Source organism: Pseudomonas sp. LBUM1653 (assembly GCF_059716115.1).
Genome location: NZ_CP166803.1, coordinates 3,175,033 through 3,201,208 on the forward strand (window position 1 = coordinate 3,175,033; position 26,176 = coordinate 3,201,208).

A 26,176-nucleotide genomic window follows, 5' to 3' on the forward strand; every position below is an offset into this window, starting at 1 on the left:
ACCTGATTGCAGGTCTGTCCGCGATCCAACTGTGGGAGCGAGCCTGCTCGCGATGAACGTTTAGACAACGCGATCATCCAGACAGGGCTCGTTATCGTTGACGACCATCGCGAGCAGGCTCGCTCCCACAGGGGAGCAGGTGCAGCCGTAAAAGTCAGGTCGGCTGTCAGGCCGCCTCGCTTTGGCTTTAGATTTGGGCGCCCCGTTAACCACGATGGCCGAACGCAGGCATTGCGCAGTGGGTAAACCGGCAGGACGCCGGTTTAGCCGCGCTGGGCCATGGATGGCCCATCGCGGCGACCCACGGAGCAATGCCTTCGTTACGGCATGCCGAGCCTAAGCGAGGCACCGAGTGGTGGGGCAAAGCCTTTTGCTTACTTTTCGCTGGGCCGGCATTCCGGCGTTTGGAAAAGTGAGTCGCCGTAAGGGCGAAACCATAGGTGGCCGTTACCGCAGCAATGGATATCCCCCCGATCAAGTTCGTATATACAACCACATGCTTAAGGTTAGCTCCTACAGGGGAGCGTGTTCTGTGTGCGTTAGCGCCGGCCACTGAACCCAGTCAAGATAGGCCAAGCGCGTTATCTCCTTGCACATTGGGTTTTCAGATAGCTAGGCGCTGGCATCGGCTTCATGCTCATCGGCGAAGGCCATGAGCACGTCCAGGTCGAGCACATCCAGTTTGATCCGCGAGATAAAAGCAGAGAAGGCCAGGTTGGCGGCGAGCAGACGCAGATCCGAGGCCCAGGCCGGCAGATGGACCGGTCCCTGGAGCCAGCCGGACTCGAAGAGCGGGGCCAGGCGTACGGTGTCCCCAAGGCTCAGACGCCCGGCGAACAAGTAGCCGACCAGCTCCGGTCGGTTATCCCGGATCGCGATGCGCAGCAGGGTGTGAACGCCGAGCAAACCGGTCAGGTAGGCCGCATCCTTGGTGAACGCCGAACCGCCGCGCAGATCGGCGCCGCGGAACACCCGTTGGGTCGAACGGAAGGATTCCTCCTGGGTCTGGCCGGCAGCGAGAAAGCCTTCGAACACCTGGATGAAATCGGCCCCATCCAGCGCCTGTTGCACCGCGAGCACGCGCAAGGCGAGGCGACGCAGGCGATTGATGTCCATGCTGCCGGTGAACAGCTCGGCCAGGGTGGCGATACCTTCCTGAGTCTGGGTGGTACGCGGCGCGCCCAGGCCAAGGCTCTTGAGGTTCGATTGCAGCGCGCCGTTCTGCGCCGTGGCGACATGCACGAAAGCCTCGTGCTGCAGCAGTTGGTTTTTGTCCAGTTCGGAAAACAGCGCGCTGGCCCGCAGGCGGATGCGGCTTGCCCCGGCGATGGCCTTGGCGGCCAGGGTCGAATCGAGCACCACGGTGATCCGGCCCGGGCCGAAGAAGCGATCCAGTTCCGGTTGCATCCAGGCGGCGAAGGCCTCGGCCGGGATCTCGGCAGGGCTCGGTGGGATTCGCGCACCGCCCAGAAGGGCGTCGGTGGTGTTGAGGAAGAAGTTGGCCGCGTCCAGCATGCTCAGGTGCAGGTTCGGGTAATAGAAGTCCGGACGCCGGTACAGCGCTGACGAATACTGGGTAAAGGCGGGTGTGCCAATGGCACCGAGCATGCGCCCGGCCGTGGCATAGCTGCGCGCGGTCATGGCCAGGTGGCGCCCGGCCGGATGCCCCTCATCGCAGCGGCCGATAAAGGCTTCGAGTGCGCCAATGTCGGCGCTGTGATCACGCGGGCGCAACTCGACCCTGGGCAATTCGGCTTGTCCGGCGCGCCAACGCGCCAGGAATGCTTCCTCCACCCCTTCCGGCCAGGCCAGGGCATCCAGCACGCGGATCTTGCGCACCAGGTCGGGCAGAGCGGCATCGAGTTCGGACAGGGGAGCGCTGCTCACGGAGACCTCCTTGGGAGATGAGGTTCAATCGTTAAAGCTTAGTCGCTGTCGAGGCGTCGCGGTGCGACGGGTCAAGTTTGAATCGGCAGCGAAAAAAGCTTTTCAAACTACACTGAAATTTTGGTGAAACCGCCCTGTGAAAAAGACCGGTGCCTTGGCCTGTCTCAAAGGGCCTCACGCTGATGCGGTCGTGGCGAGGATGACAGCATGCAAGGCACAGCAGAGCAAAAACGGGCACGCGTACTTGATCCGGTCGATCGTGTGACGGAAGTGATCTTTGGCCTACTCATGGCAATGACCTTCACCGGAACCATCAGCGTGGCAACGTCCGGCCAGGAGGATGAACGCACGATGATGTTCGCCGCGCTGGGGTGCAACCTGGCCTGGGGACTTGCCGACGCGGTGATGTATTTACTGCGCACCCTGATCGAGCGCACGCGCAAACGTACGCTGTTCGCAGCCCTGAGCGGCGAAGCGGATGCGGCGACCGGACAAGCGCTGATTGCCGATGCACTGCCACCGCGCCTCGTCGCGGCGGCCGGCCCCGAAGAGCTGGAGTCATTGCGTCTGCGCTTGATCAAATATGCCAGTACGTCGGTACAGCCGCGTCTCACCTGGGACGACATCAGGGGCGCGATCGGGGTTTTCCTGTTGGTGGTGTCTTCGACATTTCCCCTCGTGGTGCCGTTTCTGTTGCTCGACCAGACAGCGCTTGCAGTACGCCTGTCCAACCTGGTCGGGCTGGTGGTGCTGTTCATTGCCGGTTGGATACTGGCGCGCTATGCCGGCGCAAAACCATGGGTGGGTGGCGTTGGGATGGCGGTCACTGGCGCTGTACTGATCGTCGCGATCATCGCGCTCGGTGGCTGAACAGCCCGCAACGACATTGTTTACCTGTCGACAACTGTATTGCTGAGGTCTTGGTCATGGCAAAGGACAAAAAGAAAGCCGCTAAGGGTTATCCCGCGCAAAGCCTGAAACTGAAGAACAGCGATTACCTTGAGCAACTGCGCCTGCTGCACGTCGAGCTGGTCAAATTGCAGGAATGGGTAAAAGCCAAGGGCATCAAGATCTGCATTGTCTTCGAGGGGCGCGACGGCGCCGGCAAGGGCGGGACGATCAAGGCGCTTACCGAACGCGTGAGCCCGCGGGTGTTTCGCGTGGTGGCGCTACCGGCACCGACCGATCGGGAAAAAAGCCAGATGTATGTCCAGCGCTACCTGCCGCACCTGCCGGCAGCTGGCGAAGTGGTGATCTTTGACCGCAGTTGGTACAACCGCGCAGGCGTGGAGCGGGTGATGGGGTTCTGCAGTAAAGAGCAAGTTGCCGGGTTTCTGAAAACGGTGCCTAACGTGGAGCGGGCGATTGTCGATTCGGGCATTATCCTGCTCAAGTATTGGCTGGAAGTCAGCCCCGAGGAACAGACTCGTCGGCTGGAAGAGCGTATCAAGGATGGACGCAAAATCTGGAAACTGACCCCCATGGACCTCAAGTCATACAGCCGCTGGTACGACTATTCACGGGCGCGTGACGACATGTTCCAGGCGTCCGACACTGAGCACGCCCCGTGGCTGGTGGCCAACTCCAACGACAAGCGGCGAGCACGCCTGAACATCATCTCTGATTTGCTCAGTCGCGTGCCCTATGAGGATGTCGCGCGTGAGAAGGTGGTTTTGCCCAAGCGGCAGAAGCCCGGCGGTTATCGCGAACCGGATTATCCGCTGCGGCGAATTCCCGAAAAATTCTGACGGGCACCTTAAGCAGATCTGCACCGGACACCAAAGGGCCACAGTCCCATGAGCCATTCGGATGCTTCGCCGCCCACCCCGGAACCGGGTCGTATTGCACGTCGCGATACCGGCGGCGATAGCGGCTGGAGCCGTTGGCTGCCCGGGCTTCGAACGCTGCGCGAGTACCGGATGGCCTGGTTGCGCCACGACATCATGGCCGGTCTGGTGCTAACCACGATGCTGGTGCCGGTCGGCATCGCCTACGCCGTGGCATCCGGTGTGCCCGGCATCTATGGCCTGTACGCGACCATCGTTCCGCTACTCGCTTATGCACTGTTCGGACCCAGCCGGATTCTGGTGCTGGGGCCGGATTCCTCGCTGGCCGCGGTAATCCTCGCCGTCGTCCTGCCACTGTCGGGTGGCGACCCCCAACGCGCCGTCGCCCTGGCGGGCATGATGGCGATTGTGTCGGGAACCGTGTGCATCCTGGCCGGGATCGCACGCCTGGGCTTCATCACCGAGCTGCTGTCCAAACCGATCCGCTACGGCTACATGAACGGGATCGCCGTGACGGTATTGATCAGCCAATTGCCGAAAATCTTCGGCTTTTCGATCGAGTCCGACGGTCCGATCAGAAACCTGTGGGCCATTGCCACCGGGGTGATGGAAGGCAGGGCCAACTGGACCACCTTCATGGTAGGCGTAGCCACGCTGGCGGTGATCCTCCTACTCAAAGGCAACAAGCGTATCCCCGGCATCCTGATTGCTGTGGCAGGCGCGACCATCGCCGTGGGTGTGCTGGACCTAGCCACGGGCGCGGGTGTGTCGGTTCTTGGTGCGCTTCCACAAGGTTTGCCGGCGTTCGCAATCCCCTGGATCACCCGCGCCGACATTGTCCCGGTCATCATCGGCGGTTGCGCCGTCGCCCTTGTCTCGTTCGCCGACACCAGCGTGCTCTCGCGGGTCTACGCGGCGCGAACCCGTACCTATGTCAACCCGAACCAGGAGATGGCGGGGCTCGGCTTTGCCAATCTGGCGGCGGGTTTTTTCCAGGGTTTTCCCATCAGCAGCAGTTCTTCACGCACGCCCGTGGCCGAAGCCGCCGGGGCCAAGACCCAATTGACCGGCGTGGTCGGCGCACTGGCGGTGGCCGTGTTGCTGATGGTAGCGCCCAACCTGCTGCAAAATTTGCCCAACAGCGCACTGGCAGCCGTGGTGATTGCATCGGCCATCGGCTTGATTGAAGTCGCCGACCTGCGCCGCATTTATCGTATCCAGCGCTGGGAGTTCTGGCTGTCGATCGCCTGCACCATTGGCGTCGCCGTGTTCGGTGCGATCGAGGGTATCGGCCTGGCCATCGTGATCGCCGTCATCGAATTTCTGTGGGATGGCTGGCGGCCGTATTCCGCAGTGCTGGGGCAAGCCGAGGGGGTCAAGGGCTACCACGATATCCAGCGTTATCCGCACGCGCGCCTGATCCCCGGCCTGGTCCTGTTTCGCTGGGATGCGCCGTTGTTTTTTGCCAACGCCGAATTGTTCAACGAACGCGTGCTGAACGCCGTGGTGGCATCGCCCACGCCGGTGCGCTGGTTGGTCGTGGCTGCAGAACCGGTCACCAGTGTGGACGTGACCTCTGCCGACATGTTGGCAGAGCTGGACGACACCCTGCACGCGGCGGGTATCAAGTTGTGCGTGGCGGAGATGAAGGACCCGGTCAAGGACAAACTCAAGCGCTTCGGGCTTTTCGAGAGGCTTGGCGAATCAGCGTTTTTTCCCACGATAGACGATGCAGTCGGCAGCTATCTGGCGGTTCATTCCGTGGAATAGGTGGCGAATTGGAAGGAGGATTGCGCTTGCTATTTGCTCTTCCAGTATTTCTGCATTTCGAGAAATAGAAACGATGCGGTCCAGCTAATGAGTACCAGACCGGTCAACGCTTGCAGGCCGGTCAGGTACTTGAGGTTGCCCACGGGTGAAATATCGCCGAAACCGATTGTGGTGTAGGTAGTGAAGGAAAAATAGACACAGTCCAGCAGCGAACCATCGAAGTTGCCTGTCAGGCCGCCCCATTCGCCGGTGCGCACCATCAGGTAATAGACCAGCGCGAAGCACCAGACTTCCAACGCGTGGGCCAGCAGGGCGCCGAACACCCCGACGACAATCCGGAAACGGCTCCAGAGTTTGAGCCGCGGCAGCCAATCATTCAGACGTAACAGGCATTCGTAGTGGATCACCACGACGATGATGACCACCAGTGTATTGATCAACGTGACTGCCAGCATGGCGAACCTCAGTGGGGTTTCTTTTTTAATCTTCAAAGCAGGATGCGAGGAAACTCATCACCGCCTGGACGGACGGGGTGTGCCGGATGTCGCTGTGGACGACCAGCCACACTTCGCGCGCGAGACCAGCGCCAACGGGCTCCACCGCTTGCAGGCCGTAGTGGTCGCCAAGGAAGTAGGGCAGTGCGGCGACACCGGCGCCTGCTTGAGCAATGGTGGCCTGGATATTCAGATCATTGCTGCGCAGCAGGATAGGGCGATCACCCGCTTGCTCCTTGAGCCAGGCCTGTTGTGGGGATTGTTCCATGGTCTCGTCGTAAGCGATGAAGGTCAGGTCTGGCGGGGCTGTAGTGGCTAAATATTCTGCCGAGCCATACAGGTAGAACGGCACCGTCGCGACCTTGCGTGCCACCAGGTCCGGTTCCTTGGGGCGGCTCAGGCGCACAGCGATATCGGCTTCGCGTCGCGACAACGAAGCGCTGCCCAGGCTGCCAATCAACTGCAAAGACAGTTGCGGATGTTTCGCCCGCAACGAATGGATTCGCGGCGCTATCAACGCACAGGCCAGCGCTGGCGGGGCACTGACGGTGACTTCGCCGGCGTAGCTTTCCTGTCCGGCCAGCGCTGTGCGCTGCACCGCGAAGGACTCGTTTTCCATGCGTCGCCCTGACTGGGCGACACGTTCTCCGTCGTCGGTGATGACATACGAGCGAGGGCGCCTGTCCACCAACTTAAGATTCAGCGAGCTCTCCAGGGCGCTGATGCGTCGCGCCACGGTGGCATGGTCGACCTTGAGCTTGCGTGCCGCCGCCGATAATGACTGCTCGTGGGCAAAGACGATGAAGTAGCGCAGATCCTCCCAGTCAAACATGGGCGTTTTCTCACATTAAAGGTGAATAAATGGGGAATTCTGCCCCGACGGCAAGCCTGCAAGAATCTTTCAACAACTGCTGAACAGGCTTTAAGCGTTCAACAGCTTGCTGAGTTTTCATCGCAGGACTTGACGAGGAAAAAGCCATGTCAAAATCAATGCCTCTCGCGTATGCCGGCATCGTCGGTGCCACGTTTTTCTGGGGCACAAACTTCAACGCGGGTGCCTATATCATCAAGAGCATGGCACCCATCAGCGCTTCTATCGAGCGCTTTGCCATCTCTACCCTGTTACTCGTACTGATTTTCGGTCTGACCGGCAAGTTGCGTCTGAGCACGCTGAAGAACAACCTGCTGGCCTTTATCGGCCTGGGCCTGCTCGGATTCACTGCGTTCAATCTTGCGACGTTCTTTGGACTGCAAACCACCACGCCGATTAACGGCGCGCTGATCCTGGCGACCACGCCGCTGTGGACCATGATCTTTGCGGTGCTGCTTGAAGGAGAGCGCATCGATCGCGGTCGTGCCATCGGCCTGGTATTGGGCTTGTTGGGTGTTGGCTTGGTGATCACTCGCGGGGATATCCAGGTACTGCTCGGCTTGAAAGTGGCCACCGGCGACGCGATCATTCTGGCCGGCAGTATCGCCTGGGCTGCGAACATGGTCGGCACCCGGCGCTTCGTCAAGGACTCAACGCCGCTGGAAACCACCACCTTCTCCATGTTGTTCGGTGTCATTGGCTTGATCGTGCTGGGCTTCATCTACGAGGATCCGCTGACCCATATCAGTACCGCTTCGCTGTCTGTTCATGGAGCAGTCATCTACCTGGCGGTCTGCGGTTCATTGGTTGCCTACTTGCTGTGGTTCAAGGGTATCCATGCCATTGGTGCAGCGCGGACGTCGATCTTTTTCAACCTGGCCCCGGTATTCACCATGCTGGTTTCCTCGATACTGGGTGTGCTGCCCAATGTCTGGCAATTGCTGGGCGCTGGCGGCGTCATCCTTGGGGTGGTGTTTGCTTCGGGCTTGCTGTTCAGCCCGGCTCAGCCTGTTGTTACCAAGGTTCGCTCAGTTGCTTCTTGAGGTGGCAAGAAAATCAAAAGCCAAAGCAAGAGCGAGGCGGCCTGACAGCCGACCTGATTTTTGCAGCTGTACTCGTACCCCTGTAGGAGCGAGCCTGCTCGCGAAAAACGTCCAGACAACGCGATCATCCAGACAGGGTGCGTTATCGTTGACGTCCATCGCGAGCAAGCATCGCTCCTACAGGGAAGCGTGTTCACTTAAAATCAGGTCGGCTGTCAGGCCGCCTCGCTTTGGCTTTAGATTTGGGCGCCCCGTTAACCACGATGGCCGAACGCAGGCATTGCGCAGTGGCTAAACCGGCAGGACGCCGGTTTAGCCGCGCTGGGCCAGGGATGGCCCATCGCGGCGACCCACGGAGCAATGCCGGAGTGAGGGCATGCCGAGCCTAAGCGAGGCACCGAGTGGTTGGGCAAAGCCTTTTGCTTACTTTTCGGCGTTTGGAAAAGTGAGTCGCCGTAAGGGCGAAACCATTAGTAGCCGTTACCGCAGCAATGGATATGTACTCAGACAACAATCTCCCAGAGGCTTCGACGCGACATGGATCAACTTTGGTAGAGGCGCCGATGGCGGTCGTCACTGGTTGACGGACAGGCTCAGGGCGTGAGGTGGATGCTCCCTGCGAATTCGTCCGACGTTAATACCGTCGGATGAATCCCGTTCTTCAGCCCAAATCAGCAGCCTGATGCCGTTCAGGCACCTGGCTTGCCTCATCCCCCCACGTCCGGTTGACGCGCTGGCCCCGGATGACCGCAGGCCGTTTGGCGATTTCTTCCGCCCAGCGCTGCACATGGGTGTATTGATGTGCCGATAGAAACTCGGCAGCCGAGTACACGTTGTCGCGCACCAACTGGCCGTACCAGGGCCAGACCGCGATATCGGCGATGGTATAGCGGTCACCGGCCAGGTAGGTGCTTTGCGCAAGTCGGCGGTCAAGGACGTCCAATTGACGCTTGGCCTCCATCGCAAAGCGGTTGATCGGGTATTCGAGCTTCTCCGGCGCGTAGGCGTAGAAATGCCCGAAGCCGCCACCCAGGTAGGGTGCTGATCCCATTTGCCAGAACAGCCAGTTCAGGGTTTCCGTGCGGCCGGCGGGATCGGTGGGGAGGAAGGCGCCGAATTTTTCCGCCAGGTAGAGCAGGATCGAACCGGATTCGAAGACGCGGATCGGCGGCTCCACGCTGCGATCCAGCAGCGCCGGGATCTTCGAGTTCGGGTTGATCTCGACAAAGCCGCTGGAGAACTGTTCACCCTCGCTGATGCGGATCAGCCAGGCGTCGTACTCGGCGCCGGTATGTCCAAGCGACAACAGCTCCTCAAGCAGGATGGTCACCTTCACGCCATTGGGCGTGGCCAGCGAATACAGCTGCAACGGATGTTCGCCTGTCGGCAGCGTCTTGTCATGGGTCGGGCCGGCAACAGGGCGGTTGATGCTGGCGAACTGGCCGCCAGACGGCGCATCGTTTTGCCAGACCTTGGGCGGAACATAAGACGCTTTGCTCACGAGATGGACCCCATCGTTTGTTTGTAGTGATGACGTTGACCGCTTGCGATCGAGTTGGGTTAAAACAGTATGTCGCGCGAGCGTTACGAGCAACTGCTGTCGATTTCGCAGAGTCCCGTTCGACTATTGGTCAGGGAGTGCAGTTGGTTTGCAGGTCCCTGAACTGTCACGAGGAACAATCAGGAGAAGCGTATGCGCAAGCTCATCGTTGCCGCTTTCATTAGCCTGGATGGCGTTATTCAAGCGCCCGGCGGGCCTGATGAAGACACCAGCGGCGAATTCCGCTTCGGTGGCTGGATAGTGCCCTACGCCGACGAACGCACCGGCCAGGCCACACGGGATCTGTTCTCGCAGCCGTTCGAGTTGCTGCTGGGACGTCGCACCTACGACATATTCGCGGCGTACTGGCCGCGGATAAACGCCGGGGCGCACAACTACATCGCCGATCTGTTCAACAGGGTGCCCAAGCATGTGGCCACCCATCGACCCGATACGCTTGATTGGCACAACAGTCATTCACTGCAGGGAAACCCCGTCGACGCGATACGCGCGCTCAAGCAACAGGGCGGCGCCCACCTGTTGACGCAAGGCAGCGCCGATCTGGTGCGCCAACTGCTGGCAGCCGGGTTGGTGGACGAGCTTCGGCTGATGACTTTTCCCATCGTCCTGGGCCACGGCAAGCGCTTGTTCGACGAGAACGCACGAGCCTCGGCCTTCTCGCTGGAGCACTCCACCAGCACCGCTGGCGGTGTGTTGATCAGCCGTTACGTGCGCAGCGGCGATGTGCGCACGGGATCGTTTGATGAAGTTGAACAGCAGTAAAAACACAGAAAAACGGCTCGTCAGTTAAAACGAGCCGTCGGTGTGGCCGACATCAGCTGTACTGACTTGCCGAACCAGCAGCAGGTTTAGGCTTTCTGATATTTGTCAGCTGATAGGCAATGGCCAACCAGATAAACCACCCCGGCATGACCATCAAGGCAATACGGGTGTCAGGTCTTAATGCCAGCAAGCAGAGAACGAAGCCCAGGAACGCCAAAGAGAACCAGGCCATCGGCACGCCACCAGGCATCTTGTAGACCGATAGCGCATGCAGGTCGGGCCGGCTTCTGCGATAGGCAATGTACGACGCGAGGATGGTCGACCAAGTGAAAATCACCAGGATCGCCGACACGGTCGAGACGATGGTGAACGCTGTCATGACTTGCGGAACGATGAACAACAACAGTACACCCACCAGCATCAACAGCGTGGTGAATGCCAGGCTTGACAGCGGTACGCTATTGCCCGACAAACGCCGAAAAATCCCCGGCGCATTGTCGTTACTGGCCAGTCCAAACAGCATGCGGCTGGATGAAAATACGCCACTGTTGGCCGATGAGGCGGCAGACGTCAGCACCACAAAGTTGACGATACCTGCTGCTGCGGGAAACCCTGCAACCAGAAACAGTTCGACGAAAGGGCTCTTGTTGGGCGAAACCTGTTGCCAGGACGTCACTGCAATGATGCAGGCCAGTGCCAGCACATAAAACAGGATGATTCTCAGCGGAATCGAGTTGATGGCTTTAGGCAGGGTTTTCTCGGGGGAACGGGTTTCCGCGGCTGCAGTGCCGATCAGCTCGGTGCCGGCAAAGGAGAAGATTGCCATCTGGAAACCGGCAAAGAAACCGAACAGCCCGTTGGGGAAGGCTGCCTGTTTATCCAACAGGTGGTTCAGGGATGCAGTGACGCCGTTGGGTGAGACGAAGGAACTGGCGATCAGCACCATGCTGACGCCAATCAAGGTCACGACGGCAATGATCTTGATGATCGCGAACCAGAACTCCACTTCCCCGAAAAGCCTGACGGTCAGTACGTTCAAGGCGAACAGCGTCATCAGCATTCCGATGGCCGGGATCCAGGCGGGTACATCGGGGAACCAGTACTAGAAGAATCCGCCAACCACCACGGCATCGCCCACCACCGCGACGCTCCAACTCAGCCAGTACGACCAACCGAGGAAGAATGCCGCTCTTGGGCCGAGGTAGGCACCGGCAAAATCTGCGAAGCTTTTGAAGTTCAAGTTGGAGAGCAACAGTTCGCCCATGGCGCGCATGACGAAGTAGACGAACAGACCGATGATCATATAGATGAGGATGATCGACGTGCCGGAGAGGGCAATGATCTTCCCGGAACCCATGAACAGGCCTGTCCCGATGGCACCTCCCATGGCCATTAACTGAATGTGACGATTGCTGAGCGTGCGCTGCAGCGCGGGCTGTTCAGCCAGCCCGGACGGTGTCGATTTCATTACAAAACCTCTTGATTTTATGTTTTTGAGTTTTGGCAGAAAGGTGGATGTCTGGCGTTCTTGTTAGAGATGCAACGGCTATTGACGGTGGTGGTTTGGGTGGCAGGGTTTGTCGTCCATTCAAATGGTGAGTAGCCCCTTGGCACTTTGCTCAGGGGCCACACCCAGGGTGATCAGCTGACTGTGCGCAGGCGCGAAGGGACAATTGCTGGCTGCTGATCAAGCAGTTGGTAGAGATTTTTTATGTTGGAAGGCGTCGGCACCAGATGGATGCGCTCGCCGATGGCATGCTCGCGCGCCAGGTCGTGCACGTAGCGCAGTGACGAAAAGTCTTCGAGGGCAAAACCCACCGAATCGAACACGGTGACCTGTGCGTCGTTCTCGCGCCCCGGGACTTCGCCCAGAACAATCCGGAAGAACTCGACGACGGGAAAGTCGGGCTCCAGTTGTTGAATATCGCCTTCAATCCGGGTTTGAGGTTCAAACTCAACGATGACCCGGGCATTGCGCAGGATCTCGGCGTGCAATTCGGTTTTCCCCGGGCAGTCACCGCCGACGGCGTTGATATGCATGCCGGGCTCGATCATCTCGGGCGTCAGAATCGTTGCATAGGCTTTGTCTGCGGTGACTGTGGTGACGATGTGCGCGCCCTTGACCGCGTCCTGTACCGAGCGGGCCAGAATCACCTCAATATCGGGGAATGCGGCCAGGTTGTGCTTCAACTTGAGTGAAGCATCGCGATCGATATCGAAAATGCGGATTTCCTTGATGGAGAGCATTTCGTGGAAGGCGAGGGCCTGAAACTCGCTCTGGGCGCCATTGCCGATGATTGCCATACTGCTTGCACCTGGGCGCGCCAGGGACTGCGCGACCAGAGCTGAGGTCGCGGCAGTACGCAGGGCAGTGGTCAGCGTCAATTCACTGAGCAAAGTTGGATAGCCACTGTGAACGTCGGCCAGGACGCCGAAGGCCATGACCGTCAACAAGTCCCGTTGACCATTGTCCGGGTGACCGTTCACGTATTTGAACGAATACTGTTGACCATCGTCGGTCGGCATCAACTCGATCACACCGTCGGCCGAATGATTGGCGGTGCGGGGCGACTTATCAAACTGCGCCCATCGCGAGTAGTCAGCTTCGATGTAAGTCGCCATTTCGCGGATTGCCCGGAGGATTCCCACCTTGGCGAACAGGCGTGCGGCATGATCGACATCGATAAAAAGAGTCATGTTTTTATTCTCCGATTCAATAGTTGAAATACTGCGATTGAGGGGATGACTCAGGCGCGTTTGCTCTCGAAACCATGCAGCACGTTGACCGCATTGATCCCGATTTCATCGACCATGTAGCCGCCTTCCATGACGAACAGGGTGGGGCAGCCCACGCCCGCGATCAGCTCGCCGATGCCGATGAAGTCTTCGCTTTCGAGCAGGAAGTGGCTGATGGGGTCGTCCTTGAACGTGTCGACGCCCAGTGAAATCACCAGCACTTCAGGGGCAAATTGCTGGAGCTTCCTGCAGGCATGGAGCAAGGCGTTGCGGTAACTTTCCCAGGTGGTGTGCTTCGGCATCGGATAGTTCAGGTTGTAACCTTCGCCTTGGCCTGCGCCGACTTCGTGGCGGTAGCCCGAGTAATACGGATAGGACACTTCTGGTTCGCCGTGCAGCGAGACAAACATGACGTCACTGCGCCCGTAGAAAATGTTCTGGGTGCCGTTGCCATGATGAAAGTCGACGTCCAGCACCGCGACACGCTTGGCGCCTTGGGTAATGGCCTGCTGTGCGGCAATGGCGGCGTTATTCAGATAGCAGTAGCCGCCCATGTATTCACGCGCCGCGTGATGGCCGGGCGGGCGGCACAGGGCGAAGGCACTGTCGTGGCCTTCATCGATAAGTGCCAGGCCGGTCAGCGCGATATCGGCGCTGGTTTTAACCGCTTGCCATGTGGTGGCGGTAATGGGGGAGCCGGCGTCCATGGCGTAGAAACCCAACTTGCCGTCGATGTAATTCGGCACTTGCTCGTTGGCCAGATCGCGCACTGGCCATACCAGCGGCAAGGCATCGTGGGTGCGTCCGGTTGCGCACCATTCAGACCAGGCGGATTCGAGAAAGGAGACGTAGCGCTCGCTGTGCGCGTTGACATAGCACGAGCGGTCGAATGCTCGCGGTTCGATGATCTGGCCAAGCCCTACCTGCTTGACCCGATGATGGACGGTATCGGCCCGACTGGGCTGTTCAAAGGACGGCTTGAGCACGCCGTCTTTCAATTCTGTGCCGTGATGCAAACGGTGGGAATCACTGAAAACTGTAAACATTGTGCGCATCCATTAATGTGAGCCAGTGCAAATATTTTGTTCTGGTACGGATGCGATTTCTTTGCTTTTTGTTCAGGTTTCGAGAGATATTGCGGGTGTATTTACTCGGGAGAGGCAAAATGCAGAAAAAAATATCCAAACGCATCAGTCTCGACGACACCGACCTGGCGATTCTCGCGCTGTTGCAGGAGGACGCGAGTATTTCCAACGCGCAGCTCAGTGAGCGCCTGGCGTTAAGCCTGACCCCTTGCTGGCGGCGGCGTAAGAGAATGGAAGAGGCGGGCGTGATCAAGGGCTATCAGGCGAACCTTGATCGACGAATGCTGGGGCTGGACATCATGGCGTTCGTGCACATCCGTTTTTCCACCCACGCCGATCACGCTCCCGACGACTTCGAGGCGGTGATTGCGCAGCTGCCCCAAGTGTTGTCCTGTCACAAGATCACCGGGGATGCCGATTACGTGCTGCAAGTGTTGGCAGAGGATCTTGATAGCTACAGTGACTTTATCGAGCAGGTGCTTAGGCGTCAGGTGGGTATTGCCTCCATCCAGTCCAGCCTGGCATTACGCGAGGTCAAGACCAGTAGCCGTATTGCGATACCCAAATCGAGCAGGGACTGAGCGGACAGGGGCTTGAATCACCGCGGACCTAGCGAATCCCGGTCCCCGCCATGGACTCCGGCACCCACTGCGCCGTCGAAAGCGGCTCGATGTAGCGGATGCCGCCATGGGGGCCCACCACGCCATTGATGTTGTAGGTGCCACGCGACAGGTCGTAAGTCATGAAAGGGGTGGCATCCGGGACTTGCTTGTCATAGCTCTGGCTGAAGAATGCGAAGGAACCACGATACAGCTGGCCACTGGTGTCGTACTGATCGGAGGCCACTGCGGCCCAGGTGTCTTCATCCAGGTAAAAACGGCGCTTCTGGTAGATGTGCTTGGCACCGGGCTTGAGATTGCCCTCCACGACGTAGACCCGGTGTTTTTCCCAGCGCACGTAATCCGGGGCAATGAAATTGGGGGTGGTCAGCGATTTTGCTTCACGGGCGTAGGTGAGTTTGTAGGTGTTGTAGGGCACGATCATTTCCCGCTTGCCGACCAGCGTCCAGTCGTACAGCTCGAGTGCACGGGCGGTGCCGGGGTTGGGTGTGTCGTAGGCCAGGATCGAAATCTGTTTGACCCGGCGCTGGGCCGGCATGTACTGCCAGGCACGACCAGGAAACTCTGTGGGATTGGTGGCGTTCTTGAGCATGATCGACTCGCCGGCGCGGCGCGCAGGCCCGGTATAGGACAGTTTCAACTGATAATAAATGTCCGAGCTGTTGAACGGCTTCGACATGTTCTCGTATATCGGGAACGAGACGAATGCCTCGCCGGTCACAGCCAGGCTCGGTACGCCCGCCGTGTCGACGCTCCAGGCGTCGTACTTGGAATGGATGTTGACCCCTTGGTAGCGCAGCAGGAAGTTCCACATCGCTTCGGCGCCTGATTGCGGAATCGGGAACGGCACCCCGGGCATCACATTGTCGATGGCGGTCCCGCCGTTGAGGGCCCTGGCGTTGGTGGCATTCTTGCGGCTATTGTCCAGTACCGCCTGTGGCAGTGAAGCCGTGCGGTGGGTCGGATACACGTCGACGCGAAAGCCGGGGTAGCGCCGGGCCAACTCTACGGTGGTGGCGGTGAGCATCCCTTTATACGAGTCGACATTCTTGCCGTTGATTACCAGCAGCGGTTTTTCGTGAGCAAAGGGATCCGGGCGCATGCTGTCGCCGGTCTTGAAACTGGAGGGGGCAGTGGTCAGGCCGCCGCTGTAGGGCGGAATGGAGCCATCGGCATTGCCGGCCTTTTCAGCACCCACCGACGTCAGGCTGGTGCCCAGCCGGGCGGCTTCCTGATTCGATACATTGGCGTGAGCATCGATGGCCAGCGCCATGAGGGGTATGGCAGCCAGAAGACTTTTCACGAATTGCATATTGTTATTCTCCTGCCGGGCGTACCAGGCAACTCGTGACTCAGAGGCCGCGGCCGGATCCGTCGGCTCAATTGCCAGAGACTTTTTTAGTACCTCCATTAAAGAGCCCGCGATTCGGCGGCGCTTCGCATTTGACGACAGTTGCTTGGCTATTCATGACAGGAAGAGGGCGGATCATGGCAGGGGAATCAGTCGAACAGTGCCACCAGTCGTGGTGGGTTCGACTGGTCTGATCGCGCGCCCCCTGCGATGGACCTCATTTGTCTACGGCGCTGGCGTGCTGTTCGCTGTTCCAGGCTGCAGTGAGCTCGTCTATTCGATCCGTGACATGAGGCTTTTTCGATAGGACCAGGCAGCGAGTGTTGCCGATAAATTCTTCTATCAGATACACAGAGTCGCCTACATCCAGCTCCAATTCCTGCAGCGCTTCGTCCGGAATTCGAATTGCACCGTCCCCATCCCATTCTTCGATGATGATTTTCATAGGTGGCTTTCTCACGTTGGTCTCCTTTGCTTCTGAGTCGGCAATGGTAACGTGATTTTGCGCTCAGACTCATTGCGCAACGAGCAACAGTCTGGATGGCTATTGGGGTAGCGGTATGACCAAGGAAATCCAGGTGTTCCAAAGGTCTTTACCAATGTTGAAGAAGTGCCCGGCCGAGAAACGAAAAACCAGCCACGTCCCATGACCCACCCCACGCGGGTGGGGGGTGAGGACGTGAAGGAGGATTAACCTGCATCCCTCATAAAACCCGCACGTTCTGCAAAGATGGGGCGAATTCAAAGAGGTATCTGTCGTGAACCGTTGTTTATCCACTCTGGCCGGTAGTAGTCGCAAGCTTGATGGTGGAGTGATGTTCGGCAATACGCCGCGGCAGTTGTGGGCTGACTGGATCAAGCCTGACCAGGACAACCTGGTGGACCTTGCCTCGCGAGGCCTGTTGGTGCAGCAAGGGGGCAAGAATATCCTGGTTCTGGCGGGTGCCAGCGCCTTGCTTGCGCCGCTGCGACGGACCTGTAGCTGCCAGAAACATCCATCGGGATTGCTGGACAGCCTGGCGCAACATGGCCTCGCTGAAGGCGACATTAGCGCAGTGGTGCTGACTCACCTGCATGCGCAACTGTCTCCCGAACTGAGTGCAGCGATCGATGACGGCAATACACCGCGCTTGCTGTTTCCTGCTGCGCATTACATTACCGGCGAGCGCCACTGGTCCCGTGCTCTTCACAACCATCCCCATGATCGCGCTTTATTCGTTCGGCAGATCGTGCGCAGGCTGGAAGGCAGCGGTCGCCTGGTGCTGGTCGATGGCGCTCGATGCAATAAGCTTGGCGACGGCTGGCAGTTCCACTTCAGCGATGGTTACACCCCCGGGCAATTGATCCCGGAAATCAGCATGCCGGGCGGACCGGTAGTGTTTGCCGGCGACCTGATTCCCGGTACCCACTGGTTACGCCTGGATGTGACGACGGCTAATGACCGCAATCCGGAAGGTCTGGTTGGCGAGAAAGAACGGCTACTGGACCACCTGGTGGCCAGCGGTGGTCGTCTGGTGTTCTCCAGTGATCCCGAAATTGCGATGATCAAGATCACGCGTGATCGGCATTCGCGTTACCAGCCGTATGATCAGCACGCAGCGTTGAGCCGTTTCGAGTTTTGATCTCCCCCCTGTAGGAGCGAGCCTGCTCGCGATGGTGGTCAACGATGACGCGGGCAACCTGAATGACCTCGGTGTCCTGAAGTTTTTCGCGAGCAGGCTCGCTCCTACAGTTTTGATTTTCGGCGAACGCCAGATCCGCGGCCGATAGAGATCCCTTGTGGGAGCGAGCCTGCTCGCGATGGTGGTCATCGATGATGCGGGCCGCCTGAATGACCTCGGTGTCCTGAAGTTTTTCGCGAGCAGGCTCGCTCCTACAGTTTTGATCTTTAGCGAACGCCAGATCTGCGGCCGATAGAGATCCCTTGTGGGAGCGAGCTTGCTCGCGATGGTGGTCAACGATGACGCGGGCAGCCTGAATGACCTTGGTGTCCTGAAGTTTTTCGCGAGCAGGCTCGCTCCTACAGTTTGATCTTCAGCGAACGCCAGATCTGCGGCCGATGGAGATCCCTTGTGGGAGCGAGCCTGCTCGCGATGGTGGTCAACGATGACGCGGGCAGCCTGAATCACCTCGGTGTCCTGAAGTTTTTCGCGAGCAGGCTCGCTCCTACAGTTTGATCTTCAGCGAACGCCAGATCCGCGGCCGATAGAGATCCCTTGTGGGAGCGAGCCTGCTCGCGATGGTGGTCAACGATGACGCGGGCAACCTGAATGACCTCGGTGTCCTGAAGTTTTTCGCGAGCAGGCTCGCTCCTACAGTTTTGATCTTCGGCGAACGCCAGATCTGCGGCCGCCAGAGATCCCTTGTGGGAGCGAGCTTGCTCGCGATGGTGGTCAACGATGACGCGGGCCGCCTGAATGACCTCGGTGTCCTGAAGTTTTTCGCGAGCAGGCTCGCTCCTACAGTTTGATCTTCAGCGAACGCCAGATCTGCGGCCGATGGAGATCCCTTGTGGGAGCGAGCCTGCTCGCGATGGTGGTCAACGATGACGCGGGCAGCCTGAATCACCTCGGTGTCCTGAAGTTTTTCGCGAGCAAGCTCGCTCCTACAGGCTGCCGACCAGATGGCCGCCGTCCACCGCCAGTACCGCGCCTGTCATGAAGGCACCGGCCTCGCTTGCCAGGAGCAGGAAGGGGCCTTCCAGTTCCTGCAGGCTGCCCAATCGCCGCATCGGCACGGTGTCGCGTATATACGCCTGGCCTTTGTCGCTGTCGAAATAGGCGTCGTTCATTTCGGTCTTGAAGTAACCCGGCGCAATCGCGTTGACGCGGATCTGATAGCGCGCCAGCTCCAGGGCGAGCGATTTGCTCAATTGCACCACGCCGGCCTTCGCCGCGCAGTAGTGGCTGTAGCCGGTGCCCACGCGCAGGCCGAGCATCGAGGCGATGTTGACGATGCTGCCGGGCCGCTGCGCCTTCGCAAGCCGTTGCGCCGCACACTGGGCCACGCGCCAGACGCCATCGAGGTTGGTTGACAGCATCGCGCGCCAATCGGACTCGCTGACCTCCAGGACCCGCTGACCATTGCCGATGCCGGCATTGTTGAGCACCACGTCCACCACACCGAAAGCGGCTTCGGCTGCGTCAAACGCTGCTTCAACGCTGTCCCGATCCGTAACGTCCAAAGCCACGACAAGCGCTTCGCCACCGGTCTGGCGAATATCGTTAGCGAGCTGCTGCAAGCGCTCGACACGCCGCGCGCCCAGCACCACGCGCGCACCCGCAGCGCTGGCCACGCGCGCCAGATGCGCACCGATACCGCTGGAGGCGCCGGTAACCAACACCGTCTTGCCCACCAAAGAAAAACTATTGAAAACGTCCATCACAACACCTCGAACAAGCCGGCTGCACCCATGCCACCGCCGACGCACATGGTCACTACCACGTACTTCACCCCACGGCGTTTACCCTCCAGCAAGGCATGACCGACCATGCGCGAACCGCTCATGCCATACGGGTGGCCGATGGAAATCGCGCCGCCGTTGACGTTGAGCCTAGCGTTGTCGATGCCCAGTTTGTCGCGGCAGTAAAGCACCTGGCAGGCAAAGGCTTCGTTGAGCTCCCAGAGCCCGATGTCATCGACTTTCAGCCCATGCTGCTTCAGCAGTTTCGGCACCGCCAGCACCGGGCCAATGCCCATTTCTTCCGGCGCCAGACCCGCCACCGCGATGCCCCGATACAAACCCAGCGGTTGCAGATTGCGCTGTTCCGCCAGTCGCGCGTCCATCAACACGCAGGCACTGGCGCCATCGGACAGCTGACTGGCGTTGCCGGCGGTGATGCAACCACCTTCGATCACCGGTTTGAGTTTGCTCAGGTCTTGAAGGATCGTCTGTGGGCGGTTGCCTTCATCCAGACTCAGGCTGACCTGTTCGTGGCTGACCGCACCGCTGGCCTTGTCCACCACCTGTTTGGTGACCGTGACCGGCACGATTTCATGGCTGAACAAACCTGCTCGTTGCACAGCGGCCGTGCGCTGTTGCGATTGCAGGCTGTAGAGGTCCTGCGCTTCGCGGCTGATACCGTAACGCTTGGCAACCAGTTCGGCGGTTTGCAGCATCGGCATGTAGGCGAGGGGCACGTTGCGCAGGACGCTTTCGTCGTGCTGGCTACCGACCCATTCCATATGACGGTTCTGCACCAGGCTGATGTGTTCCTGGCCCGCACCGACGGTCACCTGCATGCCGTCGACCATGATCTGTTTGGCAGCAGTGGCGATGGCCATCAGGCCCGAAGCGCACTGGCGGTCCAGGGTCTGGCCGCTGACGCTCAGCGGCAGGCCCGCGGCCAATGCGCTCATGCGCCCCAGGTTCCAGCCAGCCGTGCCGGCGGGCATGCCGGTGCCCATCACCAGGTCCTCGATTTCACCAGCCTCGATACCGGCGCGTTCGACGGCGGCGCGAATCGCGAAGCTGGCCATGGTCGGGGAAGTGGTGACGTTGAAGGCACCACGAAACGCCTTGCCGATCGGCGTGCGGGCAGTGGAAAGGATAACGGCTTCTTTCATCGTGTTGTTCCTGTGAAATGGAGATTCGGCCCCCATAGCGGGGGCCGTATCAAAATCAGATTCGTTCGATGCGGGTCTTGCCGGCAGCGACCAGTCGCTCCAGCAACGGGGCAGGGTGGAACCACATCTCGCCGTATTCGCCGAGGGCCTTGCGGTAATGGCCAATACCGGCCAGCACATTGTCCAGGCCGATCTGCTCGGCATAGTGCATCGGACCGCCGAGCCAGGCCGGGAAGCCGTAGCCGTTGATCCACACCAGGTCGATATCACCCGCGCGTTCGGCGATGCCTTCATCGAGCAACTGGATGCCTTCATTGATCAGCATGAACAGGCAGCGATCATGAATTTCCTCGGTGGTGATCGGCCGGCGCGGGATGTCCAGTTCACCGGCGATGCGTTCAGCCAGCGTGATGACTTCGAAGTCTTCCTTGCGCTCGCGGCCCTCGTAGAGGTACGCGCCACGCTTGGTCTTCTGGCCGAAGCGACCGAGGGCGTTGAGCTCATCGGCGATCCGGCAGTAGCTCGGATCATGGGCAATCGCTTCACGACGGGATTCGCGCACCAGGAAGCTGACGTCTATTCCGGCCAGGTCGTGCATCGCCATCACCCCCATGGCCAGGCCCAGGTCAGTCAGCACCTGGTCAATCTGCGCTGGAGCAGCGCCCTCCAACACCAGGCGATGGGCTTCGCGGGAGTAGGGTTCGAGCATGCGATTGCCGATGAAGCCGAAGCACACGCCGGACACCACCGGAATCTTGCCAATCGTCTTGCCCAGTTTCAGTACGGTCGCCAGCACCTCGGGCGCGGTGAGCTTGCCGCGCACTACTTCCAGCAGACGCATGACATTGGCCGGACTGAAAAAGTGCAGGCCGATGACATCCTGCGGGCGACGCGTGACTGCCGCGATCTGATCGACATCGAGCGAGGAGGTGTTACTGGCCAGAATCGCACCGGGCTTGCACACCTCATCCAGCGTGCGGAATACCTGCTGTTTGATCGACAGGCTTTCAAACACCGCCTCGATCACCAGGTCGCACTCGGCAATGTCGGCATAGTCGAGGGTGCCGGTGAGCAAGGCCATGCGCTGGTCGAGTTCGCCCTGGGTCAGCTTGCCGCGTTGCAGGCTGATCTCGTAGCTGTTGCGGATTTGCCCCAGCCCACGCTCAAGCGCCTCGGGCTTGAGTTCCAGCAGCGTGACGGCAATGCCGACGTTGGCGAAGTTCATGGCGATGCCACCGCCCATGGTCCCGGCGCCGATCACGGCGACTCGGGCCACCGGACGCAAGGCTGTGGAGGCGCTGACACCGGCCACTTTGCCCGCCTCACGCTCGGCGAAAAACACATGGCGCAGGGCCTGGGATTGCTTTGATGCTTCGGCTTCCTTGAACAGGGCGACTTCGCGCTGCAAGCCAGCGTACAGCGGCAGCACGCAGGCCGATTCGACGGCCGCCAGCACCAGTCGCGGTGCCAGGCGATTTTTCCAGCGCGGTTCGTGGCTGGCGCGATAGCGCGTGAAATAGTCATCGGGCAGGGCGGCGGCCGGATTGGCGTGACGTTCTGCGGGACGCGCCGCTGCGCCTTCGCGGATCAACTCTCGGGCGAAGCTGCGTGCGCCATCGAGCAAGTCATCGCCTTCGCCGAGCAGGCGGTCGACCAAGCCGAGGTCGAGGGCGCGGCCGGCGCTGACAGGCTGGCCGGACATCATCATGTCGAGTGCCGGTTCGGCCCCGATCAGTCGCGGCAAACGCTGGGTCCCGCCCGCACCGGGCAACAGGCCCAGGTTGATTTCCGGCAGGCCGAGGCGGCTGTTGGCAGCGCTGATGCGGTAACCGCAAGCCAGCGCCAGTTCCAGCCCGCCACCGAGGGCGAAGCGGTCGATGCTCGCAATCAATGGCTTGTCGATCTCGGTCAGGCGCATTAGCAGGTCGGGCAGAGAAGGGGCGGCGAAAGACCCAGGGAGACCGAATTCGCTGATATCGGCACCGGCGCAGAACAAGCCGTTTGCACCGTGCAGAATAATCGCCGATACCGCCGGATCGCTGGCGGCGCGGACGCAGGCTTCGAGAATGGCGGCGCGCAGGGGTTGTCCGAGTGCGTTGACGGGCTTTGATGCCAGGCCGATCAGTGCGAGATTGTCTTCGACGTGATAGGTGACCAGTGTGCTCATGATGCTTTCCTGAAGTTGTTGAAAGGGCAAACGCAAACCCTGTAGGAGCCGGCTTGCTGGCGATGGACGACGGAACGCCGCGTTGACCCTGAATACACGCGTTATCGTTGACGACCATCGCGAGCAGGCTCGCTCCCACATTTGGGCGAGCGTTAGAACCAGCTGTCCTGCATGTAGTAGGCGACATGGTTGGCATCGGTGAGCAGACGCCCCTGGGATTCCAGCGACGCCAGTTCCCAGGTCATGAAGTAGTGCGCAGCCTGCAACTTGCCTTGATAAAAATCGGCATCGCTTCCGCTGGCGTCCGAACCCAGGGCCCGGCTGGCCAGCAGCGCCTTGCGCAGCCAGATCCAGCCGACCACCACGCGACCAAACAGATCCAGATAAGGCGAGGCATTGGCCATGCCAAGATTGGCATCGGCCGCCACTTGCGCTTGCAGGCTGGCGGTGACTTGCTCGAGTACGCTCAAGGCATCGGCCAGCCGTGCCGCGAGCGGCGCGCAGTGCGTGTCGCTGTTGGCGTCAAGCAGAGTGGCCAGCACTTCGGCGGTGAACAGTCGATAACCGTCACCACCGCGTGGTCCCAGTTTGCGACCTAACAGGTCAATCGCCTGGATGCCTTCGGTGCCTTCATGGATCGGGTTCAGGCGGTTGTCGCGGTAGTACTGTTCCAGCGGGTACTCGCGGGTATAACCGGCGCCGCCAAGGACCTGGACGCCAATCTCGGAGGCGAGCAGGCCGTAGCGCGAAGGGTAGGACTTGACCACTGGCGTCAGCACGTCGAGCAGTTCGGCGGCGTTGTTGCGCGCAAGCGAAGTGGCTGCGGTGTGAGCATCTTCCACCAGGCTGCTGGCGTACAGGCACAGCGCCAGACTGCCCTCGGCATAGACTTTCTGTTGCAACAGCATCCGGCGCACATCGGCATGTTCGACGATGCGCACCTGGGGCACTGCCGGATTCTTGTTCCCGGGAAGGCGACCCTGCGGACGCTCACGGGCGTAGTCCAGGGCGTGAATGTAGCTTTGATAGGCGAGGCTGGCAGCCCCGAGACCGACGCCGATACGGGCCTCGTTCATCATCTGGAACATGTAGCTCAGGCCCTGATGCGCCTCGCCGACCAGGTAACCCACGGCGCCATCGTGCTCGCCGAAACTCAGCACGGTGGAGGTGGTGTTGCGATAACCCATCTTGTGCAGCAGGCCGGCGAGGGCCACGTCGTTGCGCGCCCCGACGCTGCCGTCGGCATTGACCAGGAACTTGGGCACCAGAAACAGCGAAATACCCTTGGTACCGGCCGGCGCGCCTTCGATACGGGCCAGCACCATGTGCACGATGTTATCGGTCAGCTCGTGGTCACCACCGGAGATGAACATCTTCTGACCGAAGATCCGGTAAGTGCCGTTCTCGGCTGGGCGCGCTGCGGTGCGCAGGTCACCCAGCGCCGAACCCTGGCCAGGCTCGGTGAGGGCCATGGTGCCGCTGAACCGGCCGTCGAGCATGGGCGCCAGGAAACGCTCGCGCAGCGCCGGACTGGCAAAGGCCTTTAGCAGATTGGTCGCGCCGATGCTCAGGAAGGAATAGGCAACGGTGGAGATGTTGGCCGCATTGAAATAGGCCATGCAGGCGCGCAAGACCACTTCCGGCAATTGCAGGCCGCCATCGGCAAAGTCGTGGTGAGCGGCCAGGAAGCCGGCCTGGGCAAAGGCATCCCACGCGACCTTGGTCTCGGCAATCATGTGAACCCGCTCGCCATCGAAGGTCGGCTCGTTGGCATCGCCCTTGTGGTTGTGCGGAGCGAACAGCTCGGCGGCGATCTGGCGGGCGGTGGTGAGAGAGGCGTCGAATACGCCGCGATCATGTTCCGCATAGCGCGGGCGTTGCAGCAAAGCCTCGGTATTGAGCAGCTCGTAAAGCTGGAAGCGCAATTCGCGTTCGTTGAGCAGCAGGTCAGTCATGGCATCTCTCGTCAGACAGTGTCGAGTGGGGGCCATGGGAGGATTCGTGGCCCGTTACAAGCGACCACGATAGAGAGGTGTTCCGGGCAATTACCCCCTCCTTTGGGGGAGGCCGGAGCATGTCAAATTCCTGAGGACCTTAGCGCAGGCCGTCCGAACGCAGGGCGGCTGGGGTGAAGTCGTAGTATTTCGCCGCCAGGTCATACGTTGTGGTGCCTGGTTCTTCGTTGCGCATGCCCAGGGCCAGGTAGCGTCCGGATATCAGGTCGTACAGCGTTTCGACCGCCAGATAAGACGTCTGCTGGCTGTAATTGAACAGCGCGTGGCCTTCGGCGACACGCCACAGCTGGCCTCGGCCGTCATAGTGGTCGACCTCGGCGATTTGCCAGGTGTCTTCGTCCACAAACATATGCCGCTTGGAGTACACATGGCGGCTGTCGGCCTTGAGCGTCGCGACCACTTCCCATACCCGGTGCAGCTCATATCGGGTGTGGTCGGGGTTGATGTGCCCGGCTTTGACGATGTCGTCGTACTTGAGCGTCGGCGACTCGAGGGCGTAACTGTTGTAAGGGATATACAGTTCCTTTTTACCAATCAGCTTCCAGTCGTAACGGTCCGGCGCGCCATTGAACATGTCGAGGTTGTCGGCGGTGCGCAAGCCTTCGGCGGCGGTGCCCGGACCGTCATAGGCGATTTGCGGTGCCCGTCGTACCCGGCGCTGGCCAGCGTTGTATACCCATGCCAGGCGCGGCTCGGTGGTCTGATTGAGCGTCTCATGCGCGAGCACGGCAGTACCGGCCAGACGAGCCGGCGCGGTTACCCGCTGCTTGACCATGTACAGAATGCTGCCTTTCTGCTCTGGCGGAAAATCAGCAACTTGCTCCGGATACACCTGCTCCTCCTCGAAGCGTACCGGTGTATAGGCGCCATTCTCTTGCGGTGTGACCTGGATGTAGCTGCGCCAGTAATTGCCCCCTACATATCGGGTGACATGGTTCCAGAGAACCTCGACACCGTTCTTGGGAATCGGGAACGCGTAGTAACCGCTTTTCTCAAAATTGCTCAGGCCATCGCCACCGTTGACCGGTTGCACATACAAAGCACTTTTTTTCGCTGCTTCCATGATGGCCGCAGGAACCGTGGCAGTGCGATGGGTGGGGTAGACAGGCATGCGGTAGGTGCTCGGGTAACGCTTGAACATCGCCATCTGACCATCGGTCAGCTTGTCTCGATACTGTTCGGCATTGGTCGCGGTTATGACGAACAGGGACTTTTCACCGGCAAACGGGTTGGCCAGGAAACCGTTGGGTGCGACTTTTCCGGCGTCTTTAGGCAGCCCCCCGGTCCAGGCGGGAATGCTGCCATTGGCATTGGCTTCTTTTTGCGCGCCGAGCGGTGTCAGGGTGGTGCCGAGGCGGGCGGCTTCGTCAGCCGAGACTGCCGCCATGACATGGCTGGCCAGCAAGCTCAATGCAAGGATGCAGCCTTTCTTGAGGATTGTTTTCATGATCGTGTTCCTGA

The 26,176-nt window shown here is 60.0% G+C and carries 21 protein-coding genes and 2 pseudogenes; 9 read left to right on the plus strand and 14 right to left on the minus strand.

What is annotated here, in order from left to right; all coding sequences use genetic code 11:
- Nucleotides 1-612 precede the first annotated feature (612 nt).
- On the minus strand, nucleotides 613-1,887 hold the full coding sequence (locus ACA054_RS14290; RefSeq protein WP_497689969.1) for a peptidase MATCAP family protein: 1,275 nt from the start codon (nucleotides 1,885-1,887) through the stop codon (nucleotides 613-615).
- A gap of 207 nt (nucleotides 1,888-2,094) precedes the next feature.
- On the opposite strand from ACA054_RS14290, the gene ACA054_RS14295 reads away from it, so the two are divergent.
- Genes ACA054_RS14295 through ACA054_RS14305 form a run of 3 tightly spaced genes read left to right on the plus strand, consistent with a single transcriptional unit; the run spans nucleotide 2,095 to nucleotide 5,444 of the window.
- Complete coding sequence (locus tag ACA054_RS14295; protein WP_497689970.1) at nucleotides 2,095-2,757, plus strand: hypothetical protein; 663 nt, start codon at nucleotides 2,095-2,097, stop codon at nucleotides 2,755-2,757.
- Between the two features lie 56 nt (nucleotides 2,758-2,813).
- Entirely contained in the window at nucleotides 2,814-3,635 is an 822-nt protein-coding gene (ppk2, locus tag ACA054_RS14300) for a polyphosphate kinase 2 (RefSeq protein ID WP_497689971.1), read from the plus strand.
- Between the two features lie 48 nt (nucleotides 3,636-3,683).
- Entirely contained in the window at nucleotides 3,684-5,444 is a 1,761-nt protein-coding gene (locus tag ACA054_RS14305; RefSeq protein ID WP_497689972.1) for a SulP family inorganic anion transporter, read from the plus strand.
- 29 nt (nucleotides 5,445-5,473) lie between these two features.
- Here the strand turns inward: ACA054_RS14305 and ACA054_RS14310 are convergent, their stop codons facing one another.
- Both ACA054_RS14310 and ACA054_RS14315 read right to left on the minus strand, forming a co-directional pair.
- Nucleotides 5,474-5,899 carry a potassium channel family protein gene (locus ACA054_RS14310; protein ID WP_497689973.1) on the minus strand — a complete coding sequence of 142 codons (426 nt, stop codon included), beginning with the start codon at nucleotides 5,897-5,899 and terminating at the stop codon, nucleotides 5,474-5,476.
- A gap of 25 nt (nucleotides 5,900-5,924) precedes the next feature.
- The gene (locus tag ACA054_RS14315; protein ID WP_497689974.1) at nucleotides 5,925-6,770 is read right to left on the minus strand and encodes a LysR family transcriptional regulator; all 846 of its coding nucleotides are present in this window, start codon (nucleotides 6,768-6,770) and stop codon (nucleotides 5,925-5,927) included.
- Nucleotides 6,771-6,916: 146 nt separating this feature from the next.
- Between ACA054_RS14315 and ACA054_RS14320 the strand changes: the two genes are divergently transcribed.
- Nucleotides 6,917-7,852 carry a DMT family transporter gene (locus tag ACA054_RS14320; RefSeq protein WP_497689975.1) on the plus strand — a complete coding sequence of 312 codons (936 nt, stop codon included), beginning with the start codon at nucleotides 6,917-6,919 and terminating at the stop codon, nucleotides 7,850-7,852.
- A gap of 661 nt (nucleotides 7,853-8,513) precedes the next feature.
- Here the strand turns inward: ACA054_RS14320 and yghU are convergent.
- Complete coding sequence (yghU, locus tag ACA054_RS14325) at nucleotides 8,514-9,353, minus strand: glutathione-dependent disulfide-bond oxidoreductase (protein ID WP_497689976.1); 840 nt, start codon at nucleotides 9,351-9,353, stop codon at nucleotides 8,514-8,516.
- Between the two features lie 192 nt (nucleotides 9,354-9,545).
- On the opposite strand from yghU, the gene ACA054_RS14330 reads away from it, so the two are divergent.
- Nucleotides 9,546-10,175: a dihydrofolate reductase family protein gene (locus ACA054_RS14330; protein WP_497689977.1), complete on the plus strand. Its 630-nt coding sequence runs from the start codon at nucleotides 9,546-9,548 to the stop codon at nucleotides 10,173-10,175.
- 52 nt (nucleotides 10,176-10,227) lie between these two features.
- On the opposite strand, the pseudogene ACA054_RS14335 reads toward ACA054_RS14330, so the two are convergent.
- The 3 genes and pseudogenes from ACA054_RS14335 to ACA054_RS14345 form a co-directional block, all read right to left on the minus strand.
- Nucleotides 10,228-11,643 (minus strand): annotated as a pseudogene (locus ACA054_RS14335) (amino acid permease).
- 173 nt (nucleotides 11,644-11,816) lie between these two features.
- A complete protein-coding gene (gene ocd / locus ACA054_RS14340) occupies nucleotides 11,817-12,872 on the minus strand; it encodes an ornithine cyclodeaminase (RefSeq protein WP_497689978.1) in 1,056 nt (351 codons plus the stop codon).
- 50 nt (nucleotides 12,873-12,922) lie between these two features.
- Entirely contained in the window at nucleotides 12,923-13,957 is a 1,035-nt protein-coding gene (locus ACA054_RS14345) for a histone deacetylase family protein (protein ID WP_497689979.1), read from the minus strand.
- A 119-nt stretch (nucleotides 13,958-14,076) separates the two neighbouring features.
- Between ACA054_RS14345 and ACA054_RS14350 the strand changes: the two genes are divergently transcribed.
- Complete coding sequence (locus ACA054_RS14350) at nucleotides 14,077-14,577, plus strand: Lrp/AsnC family transcriptional regulator (protein ID WP_497689980.1); 501 nt, start codon at nucleotides 14,077-14,079, stop codon at nucleotides 14,575-14,577.
- A gap of 28 nt (nucleotides 14,578-14,605) precedes the next feature.
- Here ACA054_RS14350 and ACA054_RS14355 read toward each other — a convergent pair whose 3' ends face one another.
- Both ACA054_RS14355 and ACA054_RS14360 read right to left on the minus strand, forming a co-directional pair.
- Nucleotides 14,606-15,928, minus strand: coding sequence for a DUF1329 domain-containing protein (locus ACA054_RS14355; RefSeq protein ID WP_497689981.1), 1,323 nt, complete (start codon nucleotides 15,926-15,928; stop codon nucleotides 14,606-14,608).
- A 256-nt stretch (nucleotides 15,929-16,184) separates the two neighbouring features.
- Nucleotides 16,185-16,412: an AbrB/MazE/SpoVT family DNA-binding domain-containing protein gene (locus ACA054_RS14360; RefSeq protein WP_497689982.1), complete on the minus strand. Its 228-nt coding sequence runs from the start codon at nucleotides 16,410-16,412 to the stop codon at nucleotides 16,185-16,187.
- 313 nt (nucleotides 16,413-16,725) lie between these two features.
- On the opposite strand from ACA054_RS14360, the gene ACA054_RS14365 reads away from it, so the two are divergent.
- The 3 genes and pseudogenes from ACA054_RS14365 (at nucleotide 16,726) to ACA054_RS14375 (ending at nucleotide 18,437) form a co-directional block, all read left to right on the plus strand.
- Nucleotides 16,726-17,589: an MBL fold metallo-hydrolase gene (locus ACA054_RS14365; protein ID WP_497689983.1), complete on the plus strand. Its 864-nt coding sequence runs from the start codon at nucleotides 16,726-16,728 to the stop codon at nucleotides 17,587-17,589.
- Nucleotides 17,590-17,620: 31 nt separating this feature from the next.
- Nucleotides 17,621-17,701: pseudogene (locus ACA054_RS14370) on the plus strand (outer membrane lipoprotein carrier protein LolA); the annotation flags it as partial.
- A 484-nt stretch (nucleotides 17,702-18,185) separates the two neighbouring features.
- Nucleotides 18,186-18,437, plus strand: a complete 252-nt coding sequence (locus ACA054_RS14375) for a hypothetical protein (RefSeq protein WP_497689984.1) — start codon at nucleotides 18,186-18,188, stop codon at nucleotides 18,435-18,437.
- A gap of 135 nt (nucleotides 18,438-18,572) precedes the next feature.
- On the opposite strand, the gene ACA054_RS14380 is transcribed toward ACA054_RS14375, so the two are convergent.
- From ACA054_RS14380 to ACA054_RS14400, 5 genes are all read right to left on the minus strand, one after another.
- On the minus strand, nucleotides 18,573-19,349 hold the full coding sequence (locus ACA054_RS14380) for an SDR family NAD(P)-dependent oxidoreductase (RefSeq protein ID WP_497689985.1): 777 nt from the start codon (nucleotides 19,347-19,349) through the stop codon (nucleotides 18,573-18,575).
- The gene (locus ACA054_RS14385; protein WP_497689986.1) at nucleotides 19,349-20,533 is read right to left on the minus strand and encodes an acetyl-CoA C-acyltransferase; all 1,185 of its coding nucleotides are present in this window, start codon (nucleotides 20,531-20,533) and stop codon (nucleotides 19,349-19,351) included. The genes ACA054_RS14380 and ACA054_RS14385 overlap by 1 nt, the downstream gene beginning before the upstream one ends.
- A 55-nt stretch (nucleotides 20,534-20,588) precedes the next feature.
- Nucleotides 20,589-22,700 carry a 3-hydroxyacyl-CoA dehydrogenase NAD-binding domain-containing protein gene (locus tag ACA054_RS14390; RefSeq protein WP_497689987.1) on the minus strand — a complete coding sequence of 704 codons (2,112 nt, stop codon included), beginning with the start codon at nucleotides 22,698-22,700 and terminating at the stop codon, nucleotides 20,589-20,591.
- A 152-nt stretch (nucleotides 22,701-22,852) separates the two neighbouring features.
- The gene (locus ACA054_RS14395; protein WP_497689988.1) at nucleotides 22,853-24,655 is read right to left on the minus strand and encodes an acyl-CoA dehydrogenase; all 1,803 of its coding nucleotides are present in this window, start codon (nucleotides 24,653-24,655) and stop codon (nucleotides 22,853-22,855) included.
- Nucleotides 24,656-24,794: 139 nt separating this feature from the next.
- Nucleotides 24,795-26,162: a DUF1329 domain-containing protein gene (locus ACA054_RS14400; RefSeq protein ID WP_497689989.1), complete on the minus strand. Its 1,368-nt coding sequence runs from the start codon at nucleotides 26,160-26,162 to the stop codon at nucleotides 24,795-24,797.
- Nucleotides 26,163-26,176: the final 14 nt, after the last annotated feature.